The organism is Clavibacter sp. CT19 (assembly GCF_027858075.1).
Classification (GTDB): domain Bacteria; phylum Actinomycetota; class Actinomycetes; order Actinomycetales; family Microbacteriaceae; genus Clavibacter; species Clavibacter tessellarius_A.
In genome coordinates this window covers 267,784-287,311 of record NZ_JAQHYR010000001.1, presented here as the reverse complement: position 1 = coordinate 287,311, position 19,528 = coordinate 267,784, and the positions used below count along the sequence as shown (strand labels likewise).

21 protein-coding genes and 1 tRNA gene are annotated in these 19,528 nt (G+C 72.0%); 6 read left to right on the top strand and 16 right to left on the bottom strand.

Annotated elements, in window-relative coordinates; translation table 11 throughout:
* Positions 1–57: 57 nt before the first annotated feature.
* The 3 genes from PED38_RS01260 to PED38_RS01250 all read left to right on the top strand — a co-directional run bounded on the left by PED38_RS01260 (position 58) and on the right by PED38_RS01250 (position 2,736).
* A complete protein-coding gene (locus PED38_RS01260; RefSeq protein ID WP_063072852.1) occupies positions 58–354 on the top strand; it encodes a hypothetical protein in 297 nt (98 codons plus the stop codon).
* A 101-nt stretch (positions 355–455) separates the two neighbouring features.
* Positions 456–1,466, top strand: a complete 1,011-nt coding sequence (locus PED38_RS01255; RefSeq protein ID WP_063072851.1) for an aldo/keto reductase family protein — start codon at positions 456–458, stop codon at positions 1,464–1,466.
* Positions 1,467–1,650: 184 nt separating this feature from the next.
* Positions 1,651–2,736 carry a DUF4236 domain-containing protein gene (locus tag PED38_RS01250; RefSeq protein ID WP_270979242.1) on the top strand — a complete coding sequence of 362 codons (1,086 nt, stop codon included), beginning with the start codon at positions 1,651–1,653 and terminating at the stop codon, positions 2,734–2,736.
* Positions 2,737–2,833: 97 nt separating this feature from the next.
* Here PED38_RS01250 and PED38_RS01245 read toward each other — a convergent pair whose 3' ends face one another.
* From PED38_RS01245 to PED38_RS01205, 9 genes are all read right to left on the bottom strand, one after another.
* Complete coding sequence (locus PED38_RS01245) at positions 2,834–3,073, bottom strand: toxin (RefSeq protein WP_270979241.1); 240 nt, start codon at positions 3,071–3,073, stop codon at positions 2,834–2,836.
* Positions 3,070–3,333, bottom strand: coding sequence for a CopG family transcriptional regulator (locus PED38_RS01240; RefSeq protein ID WP_270979240.1), 264 nt, complete (start codon positions 3,331–3,333; stop codon positions 3,070–3,072). The genes PED38_RS01245 and PED38_RS01240 overlap by 4 nt, the downstream gene beginning before the upstream one ends.
* A gap of 180 nt (positions 3,334–3,513) precedes the next feature.
* Positions 3,514–3,585 (bottom strand) — tRNA-Gln (locus tag PED38_RS01235).
* Positions 3,586–3,676: 91 nt separating this feature from the next.
* Positions 3,677–4,642, bottom strand: coding sequence for an NAD(P)/FAD-dependent oxidoreductase (locus PED38_RS01230; RefSeq protein WP_063072847.1), 966 nt, complete (start codon positions 4,640–4,642; stop codon positions 3,677–3,679).
* Positions 4,635–6,155 carry a glutamate--tRNA ligase gene (gltX, locus tag PED38_RS01225; protein ID WP_270979238.1) on the bottom strand — a complete coding sequence of 507 codons (1,521 nt, stop codon included), beginning with the start codon at positions 6,153–6,155 and terminating at the stop codon, positions 4,635–4,637. The genes PED38_RS01230 and gltX overlap by 8 nt, the downstream gene beginning before the upstream one ends.
* 13 nt (positions 6,156–6,168) lie before the next feature.
* Positions 6,169–6,942, bottom strand: a complete 774-nt coding sequence (locus PED38_RS01220) for a hypothetical protein (protein WP_063072845.1) — start codon at positions 6,940–6,942, stop codon at positions 6,169–6,171.
* Between the two features lie 2 nt (positions 6,943–6,944).
* Entirely contained in the window at positions 6,945–7,718 is a 774-nt protein-coding gene (locus tag PED38_RS01215) for a fumarylacetoacetate hydrolase family protein (RefSeq protein WP_270979236.1), read from the bottom strand.
* 62 nt (positions 7,719–7,780) lie between these two features.
* Positions 7,781–8,905: a branched-chain amino acid aminotransferase gene (locus tag PED38_RS01210; protein ID WP_270979234.1), complete on the bottom strand. Its 1,125-nt coding sequence runs from the start codon at positions 8,903–8,905 to the stop codon at positions 7,781–7,783.
* 8 nt (positions 8,906–8,913) lie between these two features.
* A complete protein-coding gene (locus PED38_RS01205; protein ID WP_063072842.1) occupies positions 8,914–9,981 on the bottom strand; it encodes a 3-isopropylmalate dehydrogenase in 1,068 nt (355 codons plus the stop codon).
* A 111-nt stretch (positions 9,982–10,092) separates the two neighbouring features.
* On the opposite strand from PED38_RS01205, the gene PED38_RS01200 reads away from it, so the two are divergent.
* Positions 10,093–10,347 carry a DUF6458 family protein gene (locus PED38_RS01200; protein ID WP_063072841.1) on the top strand — a complete coding sequence of 85 codons (255 nt, stop codon included), beginning with the start codon at positions 10,093–10,095 and terminating at the stop codon, positions 10,345–10,347.
* 75 nt (positions 10,348–10,422) lie between these two features.
* Here the strand turns inward: PED38_RS01200 and PED38_RS01195 are convergent, their stop codons facing one another.
* Positions 10,423–11,961: an MFS transporter gene (locus PED38_RS01195; protein ID WP_063072840.1), complete on the bottom strand. Its 1,539-nt coding sequence runs from the start codon at positions 11,959–11,961 to the stop codon at positions 10,423–10,425.
* Positions 11,962–12,081: 120 nt separating this feature from the next.
* On the opposite strand from PED38_RS01195, the gene PED38_RS01190 reads away from it, so the two are divergent.
* Positions 12,082–12,732: a TetR/AcrR family transcriptional regulator gene (locus tag PED38_RS01190; protein WP_270979232.1), complete on the top strand. Its 651-nt coding sequence runs from the start codon at positions 12,082–12,084 to the stop codon at positions 12,730–12,732.
* A gap of 77 nt (positions 12,733–12,809) precedes the next feature.
* On the opposite strand, the gene serA is transcribed toward PED38_RS01190, so the two are convergent.
* On the bottom strand, positions 12,810–14,399 hold the full coding sequence (gene serA, locus PED38_RS01185) for a phosphoglycerate dehydrogenase (protein ID WP_270979230.1): 1,590 nt from the start codon (positions 14,397–14,399) through the stop codon (positions 12,810–12,812).
* Positions 14,400–14,462: 63 nt separating this feature from the next.
* On the opposite strand from serA, the gene PED38_RS01180 reads away from it, so the two are divergent.
* Positions 14,463–14,864 (top strand): DoxX family protein, encoded by a 402-nt coding sequence (locus PED38_RS01180; protein WP_094125987.1) that lies wholly within the window; start codon positions 14,463–14,465, stop codon positions 14,862–14,864.
* Positions 14,865–14,877: 13 nt separating this feature from the next.
* Here PED38_RS01180 and PED38_RS01175 read toward each other — a convergent pair whose 3' ends face one another.
* The 5 genes from PED38_RS01175 to PED38_RS01155 all read right to left on the bottom strand — a co-directional run bounded on the left by PED38_RS01175 (position 14,878) and on the right by PED38_RS01155 (position 19,491).
* Positions 14,878–15,159 (bottom strand): hypothetical protein, encoded by a 282-nt coding sequence (locus tag PED38_RS01175; protein ID WP_254654604.1) that lies wholly within the window; start codon positions 15,157–15,159, stop codon positions 14,878–14,880.
* 83 nt (positions 15,160–15,242) lie between these two features.
* On the bottom strand, positions 15,243–15,803 hold the full coding sequence (locus PED38_RS01170) for a hypothetical protein (RefSeq protein WP_063072835.1): 561 nt from the start codon (positions 15,801–15,803) through the stop codon (positions 15,243–15,245).
* Positions 15,804–15,959: 156 nt separating this feature from the next.
* Positions 15,960–16,985, bottom strand: a complete 1,026-nt coding sequence (ilvC, locus tag PED38_RS01165) for a ketol-acid reductoisomerase (protein WP_063072834.1) — start codon at positions 16,983–16,985, stop codon at positions 15,960–15,962.
* Positions 16,986–17,149: 164 nt separating this feature from the next.
* Complete coding sequence (gene ilvN, locus PED38_RS01160; protein WP_063072833.1) at positions 17,150–17,659, bottom strand: acetolactate synthase small subunit; 510 nt, start codon at positions 17,657–17,659, stop codon at positions 17,150–17,152.
* Positions 17,656–19,491 carry an acetolactate synthase large subunit gene (locus PED38_RS01155; RefSeq protein WP_175345537.1) on the bottom strand — a complete coding sequence of 612 codons (1,836 nt, stop codon included), beginning with the start codon at positions 19,489–19,491 and terminating at the stop codon, positions 17,656–17,658. The genes ilvN and PED38_RS01155 overlap by 4 nt, the downstream gene beginning before the upstream one ends.
* Between the last annotated feature and the right edge of the window lie 37 nt (positions 19,492–19,528).

The window sequence follows — 19,528 nt, the reverse complement described above, 5'->3', positions numbered from 1 at the left end:
GACGCCGATGATCACCCGGAAGGCGCGTCCCGTGCCGACGGAGCACAGGAGGACGCCATGACGCCGAGGTCGCTGCCGCGCGCCGAGAGGGCCTCCGTCGCCCTCGGCTCACTCGTCGTCGCCATGGGCATCGTCGCCATCGCCGGCATGCTGCTCGCGGCCCTCGCCTTCGGCAGCGGCCTCGACATCCGCATCCCGTTCGTCCTCGCGCTCGACGGCGGCGTCGAGCCGTCCGGATCGCCGAGCGTCTCCATCACCGGATCATGGATGGGGGCAGCCGTCGTGGTGGTTCTCCTCGCGCTGCCCCTGTCGGTCGCGGCATTCCGACGCCGGACGGCATCGACCCCACGCTGACGTCCGCGCGGCCGCCAGGCCGGCGCATGTCCACCCCGCGGTCACCGCCCCGACAGACCGCGTCCGACGGGGCTCCAGCGGCTGCGGCGTAGGGTCGGGACATGGAATTCCGCTACCTAGGCAACTCAGGCTTCAAGATCTCCGAGATCACGTACGGCAACTGGCTGACCCACGGGTCGCAGGTCGAGAACGACACCGCCACGCAGTGCGTGCAGGCGGCCCTCGAGGCCGGCATCACCACGTTCGACACGGCCGACGGCTACGCGAACACCGTCGCCGAGAAGGTCCTCGGCGACGCGCTCAAGGGCGAGAACCGCGACGGGCTCGAGATCTTCACGAAGGTCTACTTCCCGACCGGCGCCAAGGGCCACAACGACACCGGCCTCTCCCGCAAGCACATCATGGCGTCGATCGACGGCTCGCTCAAGCGCCTCCAGACCGACCACGTGGACCTCTACCAGGCCCACCGCTACGACTACGAGACCCCGCTCGAGGAGACGATGCAGGCGTTCGCCGACGTCGTCCGCCAGGGCAAGGCGCTCTACATCGGCGTCAGCGAGTGGACCCCGGCGCAGCTCCGCGAGGCGCACGGCCTCTCCCGCGAGCTCGGCTTCCAGCTGATCTCGAACCAACCGCAGTACTCGGCCCTCTGGCGCGTCATCGAGGAGGAGGTCGTCCCCACGTCGAAGGACCTCGGCATCTCCCAGATCGTCTGGTCCCCCATCGCGCAGGGCGTCCTCACCGGCAAGTACAAGCCGGGCCAGGACCTGCCGCAGGGCTCGCGCGCCACGGACGACAAGGGCGGCGCCGACATGATCAAGCGCTACATGAACGACGACACGCTCACCCGCGTGCAGGAGCTGCAGCCCGTCGCGGACGAGCTGAACCTGTCCCTCGCGCAGCTCGCGGTCGCGTGGGTGCTGCAGAACGAGAACGTCGCCTCGGCGATCATCGGCGCCTCGCGTCCCGAGCAGGTGCACGAGAACGTCAAGGCCTCGGGCGTGAAGATCCCGGCCGAGCTCCTGACCCGCATCGACGACGCCCTCGGCGACGTCGTGGAGAAGGACCCGTCCAAGACGAGCGACAGCTCGCCGAAGGGGCGCCTCGCCTGATCCGATCCCGCTGAAGGCGACGACGGCCCCGCTCGAGCAGATGCTCGGGCGGGGCCGTCGGCGCGGATCGGCGGTGCGCGCCGGGGAAGGCCCGCGAGACCGACGGCTCCGGCCAGCGCGGAGCATCCGCGGGCGGGATCGGACCATCCGGAAGACGCCGACTGATCCTTCCGGCAGGATCGACATGGGCGAAGGAGGCCACATGGGGATCTATGTCCGGAAGAGCGTGAAGGCGGGGCCGTTCCGCTTCACCGCCGGCAGAGCAGGCGTGAACGTGAGCGCGGGGATTCCCGGGTTCCGCGCCGGCTCCGGACCTCGGGGCAACTACGTGAGCGTGAATGCCGCCGGCCTCTCCTACAGGGCGACAGGACCATCCCGTCCTCGCGGAGCCGGGCGACCCGCAGCGGCGCCGTATCAGCCGAGCGCAGTGCTGATGGAGGACGTGACTGGCGCTGACGCAATGGAGCTCTCACCCACCGACGGTGATGATCTCGTCGAGCAGCTCAACCAGGCGGCGGCTCGACGCCGCTGGGCGTGGCTGGCCGTGCTCGTGTGCGTCGTGGTCGGGGCTGTCTCCCTCCCGTATGGAGTCGTCGTGTGGGTGCTCGCGGTACCCCTCTGCTTGTGGCTCTTCGCACGGGACGCTGCGCGACGAACGGTGGCTGTCATCTACGACGTCGACGACTCCGCAGCGGCCTGGTTCGAGGCCCTCGTCACCGCATGGACCCCTTCCGGTCCCGCGGAGAGGGTCTGGAGGGTCACCACGTCCGGGAAGGTGCGGACGACCCATCAGCACAAGACGAATGCCGGAGCTGGGGAACTCGTCCGACGCACGACCGCTCGGAGTGATGCCGCAGGCACGAAGCACCTCGCGACGAATGTCGCCGTCCCGTCGGTGACCGTCGGCGACTCGGCGCTCTACTTCCTCCCCGACAGGGTCCTCGTCCGTGACGGCAAGCACTTCGCGGCCGTCCCCTACCGCGAACTGATTGTGACCGCGGTATCGGAGCGTTTCATCGAAGACCCGGGTCCTCTCGCATCCGACGCGGAGAAGGTGGGCGAGACGTGGCGATACGTGAACGTCAAGGGCGGGCCGGATAGGCGTTACAAGAACAACACCGTGCTGCCGATCATGCGGTACGGATCCTTGCGGATCACCTCGCCCCGAGGATTGAGCTGGATCCTGCAGACGTCGAGCCATGTCGCCGCACGTCAGCTCGCTCGTGTGCTGGAATCGTCCCCCCTGAGTAGTGAGGACGGCGCTCGCTGACTCGATCGATGCTGGCCTGAGGCATCGACCCGGAGACGCTCACCTTGGCTAGGCCGCCCCCGCTCGAGCAGATGCTCGGGCGGGGCGGTCGTCATGTTCAGGGCAGGAGACGCAGCATGTGCGGACGCGCTCGCATCGCATGGATGACGAGCTCGTTCCCGCTGTCGAAGACCAGCACCACGGTCTCCAGCAGTCGACCCGAGCGGTCGAAGCCGAGACGGAGCTGCCGCGCGGGGCTGTCGTCGTCGAGATCCTCGATCCAGATCGCCCATGATGCAGCCTCAATGGCATCCTCGGGTTCGATCCCGTGCTTCCGCGCGGAAGGGTGGGCCCTCACGCCGCGGAATCGTGGAGGGCCTGCCGGATCACCTCGGATCGGGATGTGCCCTCGCGCGTCGCTCGCGCGTCCACCGCGGCGAGCTCGTCATCGGTCAGCCGCACGGCGACGACCTGGGACGGTCGCGCTCCGCGACCGGGTCGGCCGCGGCCGCGCTTCGTGAGCGCGTCCACGTCGTACCCGACCTCGGCCTCATCAGCCCACGCCTGGATCTGCTCCTCCGTCACGGGCACGCCGTCGATGGTCTCGTCGCCTGTCATGCGAATAACGTAATACGCCCACCGGCTCGGTGTCGAGAGACGCACGTGGACAGGACGTGCGGGGCGGCCTCACCCGGCGCTGGAGCCCGGGAGGCGAAGCCGGCGACGACCGCTCGGAGATGGTCCGGGAAAAGGAAAAGGCCCGGATATCCGGGCCTGTCATTTCCTGCGTGTTCAGTGCTGGGGTACCTGGACTCGAACCAAGAACAAAAGAATCAGAATCTTCCGTGTTGCCAATTACACCATACCCCAAGGCCCCGATGCGCGATCGGGCCTCGTCGAGTGTAGCCCATCGGCCGGATCGACGCCAAACCGGAGCGCGGCCGACGGGCCGCGAGACGCGTCAGATCACGGGCAGCAGGTCCCGGTTGATCGCGCTCGCGGCGCGCGCCCCGAAGCCGGCCGCGATGATCAGCTGCTGCGGCCCCGGCTGCGAGCTGTCGCCCGCCGCGTAGACGCCCGGGTGCGACGTGCGGCCCTCGGCGTCGACGGCGATGTGGCCGTCGTCGTCCGTGTCGAGGTCGAGCCCCGCAAGGAAGTCGAGCGCCGTCGAGTAGCGCGGGCGTACGAAGCCGCCGGAGCGCGGGACGACCGAGCCGTCCTGCATCCGGATGCCCGTGACGACCGCGCGCTCGCCCTCGATGTCGGCGACAGGCCGGCGGTCGACGCGGATCCCGAGGGACGCGAGCCCACGCTCCCCCGCCTCGTCGACCTCCGCGACGCCGTTCGTGAACACGATGATGTCCCGCGACCACTGCGAGAGCAGCAGCGCGCGCTCCACGAGGTCGTCGGTCTCGCCGATGAGGGCGAGCGGCTCGTCGCGCTTCTCGTAGCCGTCGCATTCCATGCAGCTGTGCACGGCGGTGCCGTAGTACGCGCGGATGCTCGGCAGGTCGGGCAGCGTCTCCACGAGGCCTGTGGCGATGAGGATGCGACGGGCGCGCACCTCGCGGTCGGGGGCGCGACGCACGCCCTTCGCGCGGATGGTGAACCCACCCGGGGACGGCTCCGCGGACTGCACGACGGCGAGCTGGAACTCGCCCTCGTCGTAGGACTCCACCTCGAACTGGCCGAGCTTGCGGAGCTCGAGCGGGGAGATCCCGTCGCGCGTGACGAAGCCGTGCGACATGAGCGTCGCGGCGTTGCGCGGACGGCTGCTGTCGAGCACGAGGGTGCGGCGCCGGGCGCGCACGAGGTTCAGCGCGGCGGAGAGGCCCGCGGGGCCCGCGCCGATGACGACGACGTCGTAGGAGTCGCCCGTCGCGGTGGATCCGGCACCGTCAGCGCCGGCACCCGCGGGATCACTCACCGAGCATCCCCGCGAGGCGGTCGAGGCGCGCGATGGTCTCGTCCTTGCCGAGCAGCACCATCGACTCGAACAGCGGCGGCGAGATGCGGCGCCCGGAGACGGCGACGCGCAGCGGCCCGTAGGCGAGGCGCGGCTTCATGCCCATGCCGGTGATGAGGGTGTTCTGCAGCATCTCCTGCACCAGGTCGACGTCCCACTGCGTGTGCGGGACGCCGTCGAGCGCACCGCGCGACGCGGCGAGCACCGAGGGGGCATCGTCCTTGAGGGCCTGCACCGCGGCGTCGTCGTAGGGCAGCGCGTCGGCCGTGGTGAAGAGGAACGACAGGAGGTCGGGCGCCTCGCCGAGGAGCTGCATGCGCTCCTGCACGAGCGGGGCCGCGGCGTCGAGCATCCGCTGCTCGTCGTGCGTGAGCTCCGCGCCGACGACGCCGGCGGCCTGGAGGTACGGCACGAGCCGCTGCGCGAAGTCCTCGAGCGCCAGCAGGCGGATGTGGTCGCCGTTCAGCGACTCCGCCTTCTTGAGGTCGAAGCGCGCGGGCGCCGGCGTGACGTCGGCGACGTCGAACGCGGTGATCATCTCCATCCGGGAGAATACGTCGCGGTCGTGCGTGAGAGACCAGCCGAGGAGCGCCAGGTAGTTGATGAGGCCCTCGGGGATGAAGCCGCGGTCGCGGTGGTGGAACAGGTTCGACTCGGGGTCGCGCTTGGAGAGCTTCTTGTTGCCCTCCCCCATCACGTAGGGCAGGTGCCCGAAGCGCGGGATGGCGTCGGCCACGCCGATGTCGATGAGCGCGTGGTACAGCGCGATCTGCCGGGGCGTGGACGAGAGCAGGTCCTCGCCGCGGAGCACGTGCGTGATGCCCATGAGCGCGTCATCGACGGGGTTCACGAGCGTGTAGAGCGGAGCGCCGTTGGGGCGCACGAGCACGAAGTCGGGGAAGGACCCGGCCGGGAACGTGACCGTGCCCCGCACGAGGTCGTCGAACGAGAGGTCGGTGTCCGGCACGCGGAGGCGGAGGGCGGGCGCGCGGCCCTCGTCGCGGAACGCCTGGCGCGCGTCCTCGGTGAGGTCGCGCTCGAAGTTGTCGTAGCCCATCTTCGGGTCGCGGCCGGCGGCGCGGTTGCGTGCCTCGATCTCCTCGGCCGTCGCGTAGCTCTCGTAGAGGTGGCCGGACTCGGTGAGCTTCCGGATCACGTCGAGGTAGAGGTCGGTGCGCTGCGACTGGCGGTACGGCGCGTGCGGTCCGCCCACGCCCTCGCCCTCGTCCCAGTCGATCTCGAGCCAGCGCAGCGCCTCGATGAGCTGGCCGTAGCTCTCCTCGCTGTCGCGCGCGGCGTCGGTGTCCTCGACGCGGAAGACGAGCTTGCCGCCGGTGTGGCGCGCATAGGCCCAGTTGAACAGGGCCGTGCGGATGAGCCCGACGTGCGGCGTCCCGGTCGGGGACGGGCAGAACCGGACGCGGACGTCGGTGCCGGAGGCGGTGGTCACGGGGTGGGTCGTTGCGTCAGTCATCCTGGTCACGATTCTAGGGCTCGGGCTGCGGCTCCCCGTCGGTGCCGGGCGTGCCGTCCGCGCAGTACGGCTCGAGGAGGTCCCACCGGTCGTACTGGTCGCCGGGCGGCACGCCGCACTCGAGGAGCACGGCGCCCGCGGCGCGCGTGGGGTCGAGCCCCTCGAGGGTCCCGGATCCGCGGAAGGCGCCGTCGCAGCCCGTCACCGTGACGTGCGCGGACTGCGCGGAGCCGAGGTAGCCGATCACGTAGCGCGCCTCGCGGTCGAGCACGGGATCGAACGACGTGATCTGCAGCGGCCGCCCGAACCGGGGCCCCACGAGGTCGCGGTCGCGCAGGTCCGCGCCGAGGAAGGCCGCCCAGGTCTCCGGCGGGGCGAGGCTGTCGGCGACGGGGACGGGGACGGGGGATCCGTCCCGCTCGTCCAGCTCCAGGCGGAGCGCCGGCCGCAGCGCGGTGTCGGTGCGCGTGACCCGCTGGGTGGTGGAGCCGAGGCCGGGCTGCTCCCCCGCGCTCGGGATCCGCACGGTCATGACGCGCACGGCCAGCAGCTCGTCGGCGGGTCCGGACTCCGGCTCCGCCCAGTCGATCGAGAGGTCGGCGGGCGTGCACCCCGCGGGCAGCCGGAGCTCCGCGGCGCCCGGGGTCGGCGACGCGGTCGGCGCGGAGGCGTCCGAGGGTCCCGGCGTCTCGAGCCCGTAGTCGGACACGTCGTACACGCACCCCGCGAGCACGGCGACCGCTCCGGCCGTGAGCGCGAGGCGCAGCGCGCGGCCGGGGCGGGTCATCGTCAGGCGCGGGCGCGCGCGGGGTTCGAGAGCGTGCCGATCCCCTCGATCGACACCTCGACGACCTGGCCGTCGGTGAACGGGCCGACGCCCGCGGGCGTGCCCGTGAGGATCACGTCACCCGGCAGCAGGGTCCAGACGCGCGACGCGAACGCGATGAGCTCGGGCACCGAGTGCACCATCTCGCTCGTGCGGCCGGACTGCCGCAGCTCGCCGTCCACGCGCGTCTCGATGAGCGCGTCCTCGAACGAGCCCTCGGTCTCGATCCACGGGCCGAGCGGGCAGAACGTGTCGTACCCCTTGGCGCGCGCCCACTGGCTCTCGGAGTGCTGGATGTCGCGGGCGGTCACGTCGTTGCCGATCGTGTAGCCGAACACCGAGCGGGCCGCGTCCTCCACGGTGGCGTCGCGCGTGATCCGGCCGATGACCACCCCGAGCTCGCCCTCGTGCTCGACCCGCTCGCTGTCGGCGGGCAGGCGGATCGCGTCGTCGGGGCCGACGACCGAGGTGTTCGGCTTCAGGAAGATGAGCGGCGTGGTGGGCGCCTCGCTGCCGTGCTCCGCCGCGTGCGCCGCGTAGTTGCGGCCCACGGCGACGACCTTGGAGCGCGGGATGACCGGCGCGAGCAGCCGGGCGTCGGCGAGCGGCACCCGCTCCCCCGTGGTCTGGTAGCCGCTGAACATCGGGTCGCCGGAGAGGACGACCAGGTGCCCCTCCTCCTCGTCGAGGATGCCGAAGCGGGGGTCGTCACCGGTGCTGAATCGCGCGATCTTCACGGTGTCGACCCTAGCCGTGCGGGCGGATCCCGTCCGCCCGCACGAGCGGCGCCCGGTGCGCGCTACGCGTCGAGGCGCGTGAGCCAGCCGTGGCGGTCGGGGATGCGGCCGTACTGGATGTCGGTGAGCTCCTGGCGCAGCGACATCGTCAGCTCGCCCGCGGGCGCGTCGATGTCGCCGACGTCGAGGCCCTCGCCCATCAGGCGGCCGATGGGCGTGATGACCGCCGCGGTGCCGCACGCGAACACCTCGGTGATCTCGCCGGACGCGACGCCGTCGACCCACTCGGACAGCTCGACGCGCCGCTTCTCGACCGTGAGGCCGCGGTCGCGCGCCAGCTGGAGGATGGAGTCGCGCGTGATGCCCTCGAGGATGCTCTCGGAGTCGGGCGTGACGATCCGGCCGTCCCGGTAGACCAGCACGATGTTCATGCCGCCGAGCTCCTCGAGGTAGCGGCCCTCCTCGGAGTCCAGGAAGAGCACCTGCGCGCAGCCGTGCGACGCGGCCTCGGCCTGCGGGAGGAGCGACGCGGCGTAGTTGCCGCCGCACTTCGCGGCGCCCGTGCCGCCCTTGCCCGCGCGGGAGTACTGCGTGGAGAGCCAGATGGAGACGGGCGCGACGCCGCCCGTGAAGTACGCGCCCGCGGGGCTCGCGATCACGTAGTAGCCCACGCGCTGGGCGGCGCGCACGCCGAGGAAGCTCTCGTTGGCGATCATGAACGGGCGGAGGTACAGGCTCTGCTCCGCGGCGCGGGGCACCCAGTCGATGTCCGCGCGGACGAGCTGCCTCACCGACTCGACGAAGTCCTCGGTCGAGAGCTCCGGCAGCGCGAGGCGGCGGGCCGAGCGCTGGAGGCGGGCGGCGTTGCGCTCGGGGCGGAAGGTCCAGACGGACCCGTCGGCGTGCGCGTACGCCTTCATCCCCTCGAAGATCTCCTGGCCGTAGTGCAGCACGCTCGCGGCCGGATCCAGCTGCAGCGGGCCGTACGGGACGACGCGGGCGTCGTGCCATCCGCCGTCGAGGGTCCAGTCGATCTGCACCATGTGGTCGGTGAAGTGCTTGCCGAACCCGGGGTCCGCGAGGATCGCCTCCCGCTCGGCGTCGGCGCGGGCGCGCTCCGACGGGGTCCGCTCGAAGGAGAGGGGGAAGGCGGCGGGGCTCGGAGTGGTGCTGCTGGTGGTGCTCATGGGGTCCTTCAGCGGTTCGTGGAGAGGGCGCGGATGACGGCGTCGCCGACCTCCGCGGTGGAACGGGGTGCCGTGTCGCCCGCGGCGCGTGCCGCGAGGTCGGCCGAGACCGCGGCCGTGACTCGCGCGGCCGCCTCGGGCAGGCCGAGGTGGTCGAGCAGGAGCGCGACCGAGAGGATGGCGGCGGTCGGGTCGGCCTTCTGCTGCCCGGCGATGTCGGGCGCGGATCCGTGCACCGGCTCGAACATGCTCGGGAACGCGCCCGTGGGGTTGACGTTGCCGGACGCGGCGAGGCCGATGCCGCCCGAGATCGCCGCGGCGAGGTCGGTGATGATGTCGCCGAACAGGTTGTCGGAGACGACGACGTCGAAGCGGGCCGGGTCGGTGACCAGGAAGATCATGGTGGCGTCGACGTGCAGGTAGTCGACCTCGATGCCGGGGTGCTCGGCGGCGACGCGGTCGACGGTGCGCTGCCAGAGGGATCCGGCGAAGGTCAGCACGTTGGTCTTGTGCACGAGCGTGACGCGCTTGCGGTCGCGCTTCTCGGCCAGCTCGAACGCGAAGCGGACCGTGCGCTCGACGCCGTGCGCCGTGTTGACCGACACCTCCGTCGCGATCTCGTGCTCGGTGCCGCGACGGAGAACGCCGCCGTTGCCGGCGTACGGCCCCTCGGTGCCCTCGCGGACCACGACGAAGTCGACCTCGCCGGGCGCGGCCAGCGGCGAGACGACGCCGGGCAGCAACGCGGTGGGCCGGAGGTTGATGTAGTGGTCGAACGCGAAGCGCAGCTTGAGCAGCAGCCCGCGCTCGATGATGCCGCCGGCCAGGCGCGCGTCGCGGGGGTCTCCGCCGACGGCGCCGAGGAGGATCGCGTCGTGCTGCGCGAGGGCGGCGAGGTCGGAGTCCGTGAGGATCTCGCCCGTCTCGAGGAAGTGGCCGGCGCCGAACGGGTACTGCGTGGTGTCGAGCGACACGTCCGCGGGGACCGCCTCCCGGAGCACGCGGAGGGCCTCGTGGACGACCTCCGGGCCGATGCCGTCCCCCGGGACGACGGCGAGCGAGATGGTGCGGGGCATGGATCCTCCCGGGCTCGGTGGGTGTCGGGCCAGGTTACCCGCACGCCGACGGCACCCGCGCGCTACGGTGTACGCACCCGACCGACCGGCGGGTTCGACTGAAGGACCCCCATGAGCATCGGCCTCGGCATCTTCCTCGTCATCGTCGGCGCGATCCTCGCGTTCGCCGTCGACATCACCGTCCCGGGCGTCGACCTGCGGCTGGTGGGCTACATCCTCATCGGCGGCGGCGCGCTCGTCGTCATCATCGGCGTCGCGCTCCTCGCCCGTCGCCGAACGGCCGTGAGCGAGACGCGCACGCGCATCGACCCCGCCACGGGACAGCGCATCACCCGCAGCGAGCGCTCGGACGACAACATCGTCTGATCCCCTCCCCGAGCGCGTCGGGCCCGTCACCTCGCGAGGTGACGGGCCCGACGTGCATCACGGCACCGGCCGCGCTCAGTCGTGCGAGCTGGCCCGACGGAGGCTCGTGAGCGAGATGACGATGGCCCCCACCATGAGCACGGCGCCGATGATCGAGGTCGTGACGACGCCGCCGTCGAACGCGGTGTGCGCCGACTCGAGCAGCGCGGCGCCCACGTCGGACGGCACGCGGTCGGCGACGGACACCGCTCCGCCGAGCGTCTCGCGCGCCGCGACGGCGTCGCCCTCCGAGAGCCCGGCCGGGAGCACGAGGCCCGTGCGGTAGGTCGCCGTGAGGATGCTGCCGAGCACGGCCGTGCCGAGCACCGCGCCGACCTCGTACGCCGTCTCCGACACGGCGGACGCGGCCCCGGCCTTGGCGGGCGGGACGGCCGCGATGATCAGGTCGTTCGAGATGGTCTGCGACGCGCCGATGCCCGCGCCGAGCAGGCAGAACGCGAAGACGAGGAGCCCGACCGAGGCGCCCTTCCCGGTGGCCGCCAGGATCACGTAGGCGATCGCCGAGAACGCGAGCGCGATCGCGACCACCCGCGACGGCCGGGCGCGCGCCACGATGGGCACGATCACGAGGCCGGAGACGATCACCACGACGGATCCCGGGATGAGCGCGAATCCGGCGGACAGCGGATCGAGCCCCGCGACGAGCTGCAGGTGCTGCGTCACGAAGAAGAGGAAGCCGACGAGCGAGACCACGCTCAGCAGGTTGACGAGCACCGCGCCCGTGAAGACGGGCTCGCGGAAGAGGCTCACGTCGAGCATCGGGTTCCGGGCGCGCGACATGCGGCGCACGAAGAGGATGCCGGCCACGACGCCCACGACGGGCGCCGCGATCGCGAGCGGCGTGACGCCCTCGGTCGCGAAGGTCTTGATCGCGTAGACGATGGGCGCGACCGTCGCGAGCGACAGCAGGATCGCGACCACGTCGATGGGGCCGGGGGCCGGGTCCTTCGACTCCGGCACCAGCACGGGCGTGAGGATGAGCAGCGGCAGCAGCACGGGCACGGCGACGAGGAACACGGATCCCCACCAGAAGTGCTCGAGCAGCACGCCGCCCACGAGCGGGCCGAGCGCGGATCCGCCGGAGAAGCCGGACGCCCAGATCGCGATGGCGAGGCGGCGCTGCTTGCGGTCGGTGAAGATCGAGCGGAGGAGCGAGAGCGTCGACGGCATGAGCATCGCGCCGAAGAAGCCGAGCGCGGCACGGGCGGCGATGAGCTGGGACGCGTCGGTGGCGAAGGCGGCCAGCGCCGAGACGAGGCCGAAGCCCGCGGCGCCGATCATGAGCATGCGGCGTCGGCCGTAGCGGTCGCCCATGTTGCCCATCGCGACGAGGAGCCCCGCGAGCACGAGCGGGTACGCGTCGATGATCCAGAGCTGCGCAGCCCCCGACGGCTCGAGGTCGCGCGCGATGGACGGCATCGCGAAGCTCAGCACGGTGTTGTCGATGGAGACGAGCAGCACGGGGAGCATGAGCACGACGAGCGCCGCCCACTGTCGTGTCCCGGCGCGCGCCGGAGCGGTCACGGGGACGGAGGCGGTGCGGGGGCTGGACATGACGGGGCTTCCTGACGTCGGGAGGCGACGGCGCGGGGCGCGCGGACGGGGCCGCCGGGCGGCCGAGATCACTGTACCGTCCGGTCGGTACAGCGGGCAAGCCGCGGTTACGCTGGGGTCATGCCCGACGCACCGCCCGACTCGCCCGCGCCCCACGCCGCCGATCCGTCCGCCTCCATCGAGGCCGTCGCGCCCGGCGCCGGCTCCCCCGCGACCACCGCGACCGCCACCGCGCGCGACCGGATCCTCGATGCGTTCGAGGAGCTGCTCGTCCAGCAGGGCGAGCGGGGCACGACGCTCGAGTCGGTCGCCGCCGCGGCCGGCGTCTCCAAGGGCGGCCTCCTGTACCACTTCGGCGGCAAGGAGGCGCTCGTCGAAGGGCTCCTCGCTCGCATGTCGGCGCTCGCCCGCGAGGACGTGGAGCGGCTGCGGCGGGCCGAGCGCGGGCCGGTCGATCGGTGGATCCGCGGCTCGCTCTCCACCGCGACGCCGTTCGACCGCGCCTACGTCGCGACGTCCCGCCTCGCGCAGGGCAACCACCCGCGGGCGCGCGACACGCTCACGCACCTCCAGGACGAGTGGGCCGCCGTGATCCTCGAGGCCGTCGGCGACCCCGCCGTCGCGCGCGCCGTGCTCCTCATCGGCGACGGGCTCTACTACAACTCGGCGCTGCAGCCGTGGCTGGGCGGATCCGCGCCGGCCGACTCCGCGCTCGACGAGCTCATCCGCGTGGTCGACGACCTCGTGCGGCTCCGCTCGACCCGCGGCTGAGGCGGGGCATCAGCCCGGACGCGCCGCGAGGGCGGCCGCCGCAGCAGCCGCCCTCGCGGTGATGGTTCCGACGGGGATCAGTCGGCGATGTCGATCTCGCGCAGCGACGTGGCCTGGATGGCCTTCCGCACGTTCTCCAGCACGCCGTCGGGCACGGGCGAGTCGACGCTCAGCACGCTGAGCGCGCGGCCGCCGGCCTCCTGGCGGGCGATCTGCATGCCCGCGATGTTGACCTCCGCGTCGCCGAACTCCTTGCCGTACACCGCGACGATGCCGGGACGGTCCTCGTACTTCATGACGATGAGGTGGCGGCTGAACGGCACCTCGACGTCGTAGCCGTCGATCTCGACGAGCTTCTCGATCTGCTTCGTGCCCGTGAGCGTGCCCGAGACCGACACGGTCGTGCCGTCCGAGAGCGCGCCGCGGATGCTGAGCACGTTGCGGTACTCCTCCGAGACCGCGTCCGTGATGAGGCGCACCTCGAGCCCGCGCTGCTCGGCGAGGAGCGGCGCGTTCACGTAGGAGACGTTCTCGCTCACCACGTTCGTGAACACGCCCTTGAGCGCCGCGAGCTTGAGCACGCTCACGTCGTAGCCGGCGAGCTCGCCGCGGACGACGACGTCGATGCTCGTGAGCGCCTCGTGCGCGAGGCCGGAGAACACCTGGCCGAGCTTCTCCATCAGCGGGATGCCGGGCCGCACGTACGGGTCGATGACGCCGCCGGCGACGTTGACCGCGTCCGGGACGAGCTCGCCGCCGAGCGCCAGGCGCACGCTCTTCGCGACCGACACGCCCGCCTTCTCCTGCGCCTCGTCGGTGGAGGCGCCGAGGTGCGGCGTGACGATGATGTTGTCGAGCTCGAGCAGCGGCGACCCCGTGGGCGGCTCGCTCACGAACACGTCGAGCCCGGCGCCCGCGATGCGCTTCGACTTGAGCGCCGTGTAGAGCGCGTCCTCGTCGATGATGCCGCCGCGGCTCGCGTTGACGATGCGCAGCGACGGCTTCGCGAGCGCGAACTGCTCCGTCGAGATGAGGCCCGTGGTGTCGGGCGTCTTGGGGATGTGGATGGTGATGAAGTCGGACGCGGCCATCAGCTCGTCGAGCGGCAGGAGGCGCACACCCAGCTGCTGCGCGCGCGCCGGCGTGACGTAGGGGTCGTACGCGACGAGCGTGGCGCCGAAGCCCGCGAGGCGCTGGGCCACGAGCGTGCCGATGCGGCCGAGGCCGACGATGCCGATGGTCTTCTCGTAGAGCTCGACGCCCGTGAAGGACGAGCGCTTCCAGAGGCCCTGCTTGAGCGAGGCGCTCGCGTCCGGGATGAATCGCGCGAGCGAGAGGATGTGGCCGATGGCGAGCTCGGCGGCCGAGATGACGTTCGAGGTCGGCGCGTTCACGACCATGACGCCCGCGGTGGTCGCGGCCTTGATGTCGACGTTGTCGAGGCCCACGCCCGCGCGGGCGACGACCTGGAGGCGCGGCGCCGCGGCGATGGCCTCCGCGTCGATCTTGGTGGCGGAGCGCACGAGCACCGCGTCCGCCTCGGCGAGGGCCGCGAGCAGCGCCGGGCGGTCGGTGCCGTCGACGGATCGGACGTCGAAGTCGGGCCCCAGGGCGTCGACGGTGGCGGGCGAGAGTTCTTCGGCGATGAGCACCACGGGCTTGGTCAATGGGGGTCCTTCGGGCTGGGGGCGGCTGGGACCATCACATGCTAGTGGCCCCACAATGGGCGGATGAGCGATGAGACGTGGGCTGCGATCCAGCTCGCCGTGCGGATCCTGCTGGCCCTCGTGTTCGTCGGGATGGGGGTGAACCACTTCGCACCCAAGGCCGCCCGGGTCATGGCGGAGATCATCCCGCCGTCCTTCCGGCGGCCCGGCGTGCCCTCTCCCCTGGCGCTCGTCTGGTTCACCGGCGTCTGCGAGATCGCCGGCGGCGTGGGCCTCCTCGTCGAGCCCGTCCGCCTCGCGGCGGGCATCGCGCTGGCGGTGTTCCTCGTCGCCGTCTTCCCCGCGAACGCCTTCGCGGCGCGCCACCCGGAGCGCTTCGGGCGCATCGCGATCCCGCTGGTGCCGCGGCTCGTGGCGCAGGTCGTGCTGATCGCGCTGGTGCTGTTCGCGGGCTGGCCGCTCTAGGCCGACGCCGGCCTCAGAGCATCGGCACCAGGGTCGCGACACCGACGGTGAGCGCGCTCGCGGCGGCGAGGCCCGCGAGCATCACGAGGACGCGCGCGGCGACCGGCCGCCCGCGCGTGGCGCGCGCGGCGACGACGAACGCCGCGACGGGGACCACGATCGCGCCGACGAGGGCCGCGACGGTCCCGCCGCGGAGCGTCCCGCCGAAGGCCGCCGCGATGTCGCGGAAGGCCGTGTACTGGTCGACCGCCTGCCACACGAGGACCCCGTGAGCGAGGGCCCCGAGGATCCCCACGACCCAGCCGGTGCGCGTGGGCCGGCCACGGCGCGGGCGGACGGGGACGGACGCCGGCGACCCTGACGCGGTGCGACGGGCGCTCACCGGGTCACCAGCCAGGGCCACGGGAACAGGATCACGGCGCCGACGGCGAGCACGAGCATGCGTCCGCCGAGGCGCATCCCGCGCCCGGCGGCGATCACGGCCGCGAGCCACAGCACGGGCGCGAGCACGGTGAGCGCCTCGGTGGCCTGCGCGACGCCCACCTGGAACGCCGATCCCGCGTTCGACGGGTTGTCGCGCACCACGAAGAACCAGGCGATGGCCTCGAGGATCGCGACGGCACCGAAGAAGGCCAGCCCGACGACCTCGGGCGACGCCTCGGGCGCGACCTCGTCGTCGGCGACCAGGCGGCCGCGCGGGGAAGGGACGTCACCGGAGGACGCGTCGGCCGAGGACGCGCCGGCCGAGGACGCGTCGGCCGAGGCGGCCCGGCGCGCGGCCGTGGCCCCGAGGGCGGACGCGCGACCGGCGCCCGCGGCGCGGGGGTCGGCGGAGGTGCGGTGCGGCTGGGCGCGCTGCGGCTCCGGCGAGCGGGCGAGCGTCGGGTCCGCCTCCTCGCCGGCCCAGCTCAGGGCGTCGTCATCGGGAGTCCGGGGCATCCCCCGATGGTACGGGCTCCGCACCGAGCGGCCGCCGCGGGCGCCACACCGCGGGCGCCCACACCCCAGGCGCCCACCTGGCGGGACGCCGGGCCCGCACGCACGGACGCCCGGTCGCACGAGGCGACCGGGCGTCCGGTGATGCGGGGGCGTCGGCTAGCGGGCGACCGAGCCGTCCGTGTAGTCGTCGTCGGCCTTGTTCCACGCGAAGAGCTTGCGCAGCTCGCGACCGGTCGACTCGATGGGGTGCTGCTCGCCCTTCTTGCGCAGCTCGAGGAACTCGGGCGCGCCGGCGTCCTGGTCCTCGATGAAGCGCTTGGCGAAGGCACCCGACTGGATGTCCGCGAGGACGGCCTTCATGTTCTCCTTGACGTCCGGCGTGATGACGCGCGGGCCGGAGACGTAGTCGCCGTACTCGGCGGTGTCGGAGATGCTCCAGCGCTGCTTGGCGATGCCGCCCTCCCACATGAGGTCGACGATGAGCTTGAGCTCGTGCAGCACCTCGAAGTACGCGATCTGCGGCTGGTAGCCCGCCTCGATCAGCGTCTCGAAGCCGTACTGCACCAGCTGCGAGGTGCCGCCGCAGAGCACGGCCTGCTCGCCGAACAGGTCGGTCTCGGTCTCCTCGGTGAAGGTGGTGCGGATGGCGCCGGCGCGCAGGCCGCCGATGCCCTTGGCGTACGACCAGGCGAGGTCCCACGCCTTGCCCGACGCGTCGACCTCGACGGCGACGATGACGGGGACGCCACGGCCGGCCTCGAACTCGCGGCGCACGGTGTGGCCCGGGCCCTTGGGGGCGACGAGGATGACGTCGACGCCCTCGGGCGCCTCGATGTAGCCGAAGCGGATGTTGAAGCCGTGCGCGAAGACGAGCGTCTTGCCCTCGGTGAGGTTGTCGCGGACGCTGTCGGCGTAGAGGCCGCGCTGGTGCTGGTCGGGCGCGAGGATGACGATCACGTCGGCCCAGGCGGACGCGTCCGCCGGCGTCTTGACCTCGAAGCCCTGCTCCTCGGCCTTGGCGCGGCTCGACGAGCCCTCCTTGAGGCCGATGACGACCTCGACGCCGGAGTCGCGGAGGTTCAGCGCGTGCGCGTGGCCCTGCGAGCCGTAGCCGATGACGGCGACCTTGCGACCCTGGATGAGCGAGAGGTCGGCGTCCTTGTCGTAGACGATGTCAGTCACGTGATGGATCTCCTTGTTCTGTCGTCCCCGCGGGTGGTGCGAGGGGCGGTCGTGCCGAGGCGCCCCGCGCTCGCGCGGGGCGTGGGTCGTGGACGTTCGGGTGCGTGCATCGTGCCGTGCGCGGGGAGCCTAGCGGCTGGGCCGCGGGCGTAGCCGCACGTTCCCTACGATGTGCGGAAGACGCGGTCGGTGATCGACTTGGATCCGCGCCCCATGGCGAGGAGTCCCGACTGCGCGAGCTCCTTGATGCCGAAGGGCTCGAGCACGCGCAGGAGCGCCTGCACCTTGCCCGAGTCGCCCGTGACCTCGATGATCAGCGCGTCGGTGGCCACGTCGACCACGCGGGCGCGGAAGAGGTTCACGGCCTCGAGCACCTGCGAGCGGGTCGCGTTGTCCACGCGCACCTTCACGAGCAGGTGCTCGCGCTCGACGGCCTGGCCGGGATCGAGCTCGACGATCTTGATGACGTTGACGAGCTTGTTCAGCTGCTTGGTCACCTGCTCGAGCGGCAGCGCCTCCACGTCGACGACGACGGTGATCCGCGACAGCCCCTCGATCTCGCTCGCGCCCACCGCGAGGGACTCGATGTTGAACCCGCGGCGGGCGAACAGGCCCGCGACGCGGGTGAGGAGGCCCGGCTTGTCCTCCACCAGGAGGCTCAGGATGTGGCTCACTTCTCGGTCCTCCCGGTCTCGGCGAGGTCGTCGTCCCAGTCGGGCGCGTGGTCGCGGGCGTACTGCACGGCGCTGTTGCTGAGGCCCTGCGGCACCATCGGCCACACCATGGCGTCGCGGCTGACCACGAAGTCGATGACGACGGGGCGGTCGTTCGTCGCGAGCGCCAGGCGGATCGCGTCGTCCACCTCCTCCGGCTTCGTCACGCGGATCCCGAGGGCGCCGTACGCGTCGGCCATCTTCACGAAGTCGGGCACCATGCGGGTGCCGCCGCCCGTGTTGAGGTCGGTGTTGGAGTAGCGGCCCTCGTAGAAGAGGGTCTGCCACTGCCGCACCATGCCGAGCGAGGAGTTGTTGATGATCGCGACCTTGATGGGGATGTCGTTGATCGTGCAGGTGGCGAGCTCCTGGTTGGTCATCTGGAAGCAGCCGTCGCCGTCGATCGCCCACACGTGCCGGTCGGGCTGGGCGACCTTCGCGCCCATCGCCGCGGGCACCGAGTAGCCCATGGTGCCGGCGCCGCCCGAGTTGAGCCACGAGTTGGGGCGCTCGTACTTGATGAACTGCGCGGCCCACATCTGGTGCTGGCCGACGCCCGAGGCGAACACGCCCTCCGGGCCGGTGATCTCGCCGATGCGCTGGATGACGTACTGAGGCGCGAGCTGGCCGTCCGCGGGCTCCGTGTAGCCGAGCGGGAACTGCTCGCGCAGCCCGTCGAGGTACGTCCACCACTCGGCGATGTCCTGCTCCGCGGCGGACGCGGCCTTCGCCTCGCGGAACGCGACCACCAGGTCGGCGATGACGTCCTTCGCGTCGCCCACGATGGGCACGTCGGCGATGCGGATCTTGGAGATCTCCGCCGGGTCGACGTCGACGTGCACGACCTTGGCGTGCGGCGCGAACAGCGACGCCTTGCCGGTGACGCGGTCGTCGAAGCGGGCGCCGAGCGAGACGAGCAGGTCGGACTCCTGGAGCGCGAGCACCGCCGGCACCGTGCCGTGCATGCCCGGCATGCCGAGCTGCTGCGGGTGCGAGTCGGGGAAGGCACCTCGGGCCATGAGCGTCGTGACGACGGGGGCGCCGACCGCCTCGGCCAGCGCGAGGAGCTCCTCGTGGGCCTTCGCGCGGATCACGCCGCCGCCGACGTAGAGGACGGGCTTCTTCGCCTCGACCAGGAGCTGCGCCGCGGCCTGGATCTGCTTGCCATGCGCCTTGACGACGGGGCGGTAGCCGGGCAGGTCGATCTTGGGGGGCCAGACGAACGGCGCCTCGAGCTGCTGGGCGTCCTTCGTGATGTCGACGAGGACGGGACCCGGGCGGCCCGTGGAGGCGATGTGGTACGCCGACGCGATGGTCGCCGGGATGTCCTCGGGCTTGGTGACGAGGAAGCTGTGCTTCGTGATGGGCATCGTGATGCCCACGATGTCGGCCTCCTGGAAGGCGTCGGTGCCCATGAGGGTGGAGAACACCTGGCCGGTGATGGCGAGGAGGGGCACCGAGTCCATGTAGGCGTCGGCGATGGCGGTCACGAGGTTCGTGGCGCCGGGGCCGGAGGTGGCGATGCAGACGCCCGTGCGTCCGCTCGAGGACGCGTAGCCCTCGGCGGCGTGGCCGGCGCCCTGCTCGTGGCGGACGAGGATGTGGCGCAGCTTCGTCGAGTCCATGAGCGGGTCGTAGGTGGGGAGGATGGCGCCGCCGGGAAGGCCGAAGATGTCGTCGACCCCGAGGAGCTCGAGCGTGCGGACGACGGCCTCGGCGCCCGTGAGGATCTCGTCGCCCTGGTGGGCGGTCGGCGCCTGCGGCGTGGGGGGCGGGGTGGGCAGAGCTGGCATGGGTGCGCGATTCCTGGGAGGTGGTGCGGGAGGTGAG